The sequence below is a fragment of the Pseudomonas inefficax genome (genome assembly GCF_900277125.1).
GTDB lineage: Bacteria > Pseudomonadota > Gammaproteobacteria > Pseudomonadales > Pseudomonadaceae > Aquipseudomonas > Aquipseudomonas inefficax.
The window spans coordinates 1-3,216 of record NZ_OPYN01000141.1 but is presented as its reverse complement, the minus strand read 5'-3'; the positions used below and the strand labels follow the sequence as shown (position 1 = coordinate 3,216).

General features: G+C 64.8%; 5 protein-coding genes. 1 reads left to right on the top strand and 4 read right to left on the bottom strand.

What is annotated here, in order from left to right; genetic code table 11:
- Nucleotides 1–206 (bottom strand): LysE family transporter (locus tag JV551A3_RS16340; RefSeq protein ID WP_167494829.1); only part of this gene is annotated, 206 nt, incomplete at its 3' end.
- A 209-nt stretch (nt 207–415) separates the two neighbouring features.
- The gene (locus JV551A3_RS16335; RefSeq protein WP_133978917.1) at nt 416–1,225 is read right to left on the bottom strand and encodes a helix-turn-helix transcriptional regulator; all 810 of its coding nucleotides are present in this window, start codon (nt 1,223–1,225) and stop codon (nt 416–418) included.
- A 131-nt stretch (nt 1,226–1,356) separates the two neighbouring features.
- On the opposite strand from JV551A3_RS16335, the gene JV551A3_RS16330 reads away from it, so the two are divergent.
- Entirely contained in the window at nt 1,357–1,983 is a 627-nt protein-coding gene (locus JV551A3_RS16330) for a LysE family translocator (RefSeq protein ID WP_112253391.1), read from the top strand.
- On the opposite strand, the gene JV551A3_RS16325 is transcribed toward JV551A3_RS16330, so the two are convergent.
- Both JV551A3_RS16325 and JV551A3_RS16320 read right to left on the bottom strand, forming a co-directional pair.
- The gene (locus JV551A3_RS16325) at nt 1,980–2,255 is read right to left on the bottom strand and encodes a peptidylprolyl isomerase (RefSeq protein WP_016715601.1); all 276 of its coding nucleotides are present in this window, start codon (nt 2,253–2,255) and stop codon (nt 1,980–1,982) included. The genes JV551A3_RS16330 and JV551A3_RS16325 overlap by 4 nt on opposite strands.
- A 188-nt stretch (nt 2,256–2,443) precedes the next feature.
- Nucleotides 2,444–3,216, bottom strand: a 773-nt coding sequence (locus tag JV551A3_RS16320; protein ID WP_413038295.1) for an AMP-binding enzyme, incomplete at its 5' end; no start/stop codon positions are given.

The following is a 3,216-nucleotide window of genomic DNA, read 5'->3' as shown; positions in this document are numbered from 1 at the left end:
AACAGCAGGCTGCCTTCCTGCAGTACCGACAGGCCGGTAAAGGCCATGGCGATGAACACGCCATTGGCCAGGGCGATACCCAGGCAGGCACCGCTCGCGATGCGCCACCCGGCGTTGACCGAGGTGCGTGCGACCAGGAAGAAGTCCGGGCCGGGAGAGAGCAGGGCAAGGAAGTGGGCGAGGGCGATGATCAGGAATTGTTGCATGGGGTGGGTGGCTCTGGCGGAAAAGCCGAACTCTGCCCTTCGGCGCTCATGCCGTATTGAACAATATTGCAGGCCCCTGTAGGAGCGGCCTTGTGTCGCGAAAGGGCTGCGCAGCAGCCCCGGCTATCTGTGCTGCGGAGCTGAAAACCCGGGGCCGCTTCGCGCCCCATCGCGACACAAGGCCGCTCCTACAAGGACCGTGCAGGCGTTCAGTCTCCCCGATACTGCCCCGGCGTCACCCCCACATGGGCCTTGAATACCCGCTGGAAATGGCTTTGGTCGGCAAACCCGAGCTTATAGGCCACATCCGCCAGTGCCTGCCCTTCCCCCAGCAACTGGCGCCCACGGTTGACCCGGGCATTGAGCAGGTAGGCATGCGGCGTAAACCCGGTGGCCGCGCGAAATGCGCGAATCAACTGGTAGCGCCCAAGCCCGGCTTGCCGGGCCAGTACCGCCAGGTTCAACTGCGCCGGGTCCTGGTCCTCGATGTGCGCGATCAGCCCACTCAGCTCGCTCGCCCCCAGGGCCGGTGCCGGCGCCAGCGGCGCGAGCCTGGCACAGTCCAGGTCACCCAGAAAGGCAATCAGCGCCGCATCCTTCTCACCATGGCTGGCGCTGGAGAACAGCAGGCTGTTCAGTTCGCAGAACAGCCGGTACACCTCCGGCACCTGGCAGATACGTGCCGGCTCGCCGGGCCCGGCACCCTCCAGCCCGGACTCCAGGTGCAGCTGTGCCAGCCAGTCGGCATCCACATGCAACATCTGGTAGCTCCACGCTTTGCCGGCCTGGGGGTTGCAGGCATGTACCCGGCGGGCCGGGACCAGTACCAGCGTGCCGGGTGTCAGGCGTTGCTGGCCGTTGCCGGCACCGGTGAAATGACTGTGGCCGGCGTCCACCACACCGATTGAAAACGTCGGGTGGCTGTGGGCCTTGTAGCAGGCGCGGCTATGGCAGGCGCGGCGGCTTTCGACATGCGGCAGGGCCGGGTCGCGCCACAGNGTGGCATGGGAACGGGGCATCACAGGGTCCTCGATATGTTCCGCAGCTTAACAGGCGCCGCGCACCCATACAGTTTTTTCCGCTGGCTGTAACTTGACCACAAGGCCCGCTACCCGCCGAAATAGACCCCTGTCGCCAAAGGAAAACAATGATGGACCTCTCGAGCCTGCTGCTTTTCATCCCCGCCTGTTTCGCCCTGAACATGGCGCCGGGGCCGAACAACCTGCTATCGCTGCACAATGCCAGCCGCTACGGCCTGCGTACGGCCTGCGTAGCCGGCGGCGGGCGCATCGTCGCCTTCAGCGGCATGATCGCCCTGGCGGCCATGGGCCTGGCCGTGGTGCTGCACACCAGCGAATACCTGTTCCTGGCCATCAAGGTGGTAGGGGCGGCGTATCTGTTCTATATCGCCTGGCAACTGTGGCGTGCACCGGTGGGCGAGGCGGTGGTGGCAAGCGATCACCCCCGCGGCACCTGGCGCCTCGCACGCCAGGAGTTCTGGGTGGCTGCCGGCAACCCGAAGGCGATCCTGATCTTCACCGCCTTCCTGCCGCAGTTCGTCTCGGTCGGCAGCGCTACCCCGGTGAGCGAGCAGTTCCTCTGGCTGGGCGTGCTGTTCCTGTTACTGGAGTGGGCCGCCATCGCGATCTACGCCGGCCTGGGGGCGTACCTGCAGCGCTGGTTCAGCCAGCCCGGCCCACGTCGGCTGTTCAACCGGGTCAGCGCCTCTCTGCTGGGCTGCGCCGGCCTCGGGCTGCTAGCTGCGCGCCGCGCTTAGTCGCGGTAGAAGGTTTGTACCAGATGGTAGCCGAACTTGCTCTTGATCGGCCCGTGGACCACGCGCAGAGGTTTCTTGAAGATCACCTGGTCGATGGCGCCGACCATCTGGCCGGGGCGAATCTCGCCCAGGTCGCCGCCGCGCTTGCCCGAAGGGCAGATCGAGAACTTTTTTGCGAGCACGTCGAAAGCCTCGCCATTGGCGATGCGCTGCTTGAGCTTTTCGGCTTCGTCAGCGGTCTTGACCAGGATGTGGCGGGCTTGGGCTTTCATGGGGTACCTGTGCATCGGGAAAGAAAAGGGCGGCATTATGCCCAATGCCTGCCAATTAAGCACTTGGGCTGCTGTGCAGCCCATCGCCGGCAAGCCAGCTCCCACATGGACGGCGCAAATCTCGAAATCTGCGCTGTACCTGTGGGAGCTGGCTTGCCGGCGATGGGCCACAAAGTGGCCCCTTGCGATTACGCTGGACCACGCAGTTCGGCACGATCCCGAAACTGCTCCAGCGCCTCGGGGTTGGCCAGGGCATCGGTGTTCTTCACCGGCAAGCCATGCACCACGTTGCGAATTGCCAACTCCACCAGCTTGCCGCTGATGGTACGCGGGATGTCATCGACCTGTGCGATCACCGCCGGCACATGGCGGGGCGTGGTGTATTGGCGGATCACCTGGCGGATGCGCTGGCGCAGGGCTTCATCCAGTTGCAGGCCGTCACGCAGGCGAACGAACAGCACTACCCGCACGTCGCCTTGCCAGTCCTGGCCAATGGCCACGCTTTCCAGCACCTGCTCGACCTTTTCCACCTGGCGGTAGATCTCCGCCGTGCCAATGCGGACCCCGCCGGGGTTGAGCACGGCATCGGAGCGGCCATGAATCACCAGGCCGCCATCGGCACGCTGTTCGGCATAGTCGCCCTGGGCCCATACCCCCGGGAACTGGCTGAAGTAAGCATCGTGGTATCGACTGCCGTCCGCATCCTTCCAGAACCCCAGCGGCATGGACGGAAAGTTGCGCGTACACACCAGCTCGCCTTTCTCGCCCTGCACCGGCTGGCCATGCTCGTCCCACACTTCCACCGCCATGCCCAGGCCCTTGCACTGGATCTCGCCACGGCGCACTGGCAGGGTCGGATTGCCCAGCACGAAGCAAGAAACGATATCAGTGCCGCCGGACATCGATGCCAGGCACAGGTCGGCCTTGATCTTGCGGTACACGTAGTCGTAGCTGTGTGGCG

Excerpts from the sequence above, each read along its gene's own strand:
- JV551A3_RS16330 (WP_112253391.1), top strand. The coding sequence starts at position 1,357 with ATGGACCTCTCGAGCCTGCTGCTTTTCATCCCCGCCTGTTTCGCCCTG.
- JV551A3_RS16325 (WP_016715601.1), bottom strand. The coding sequence starts at position 2,255 with ATGAAAGCCCAAGCCCGCCACATCCTGGTCAAGACCGCTGACGAAGCC.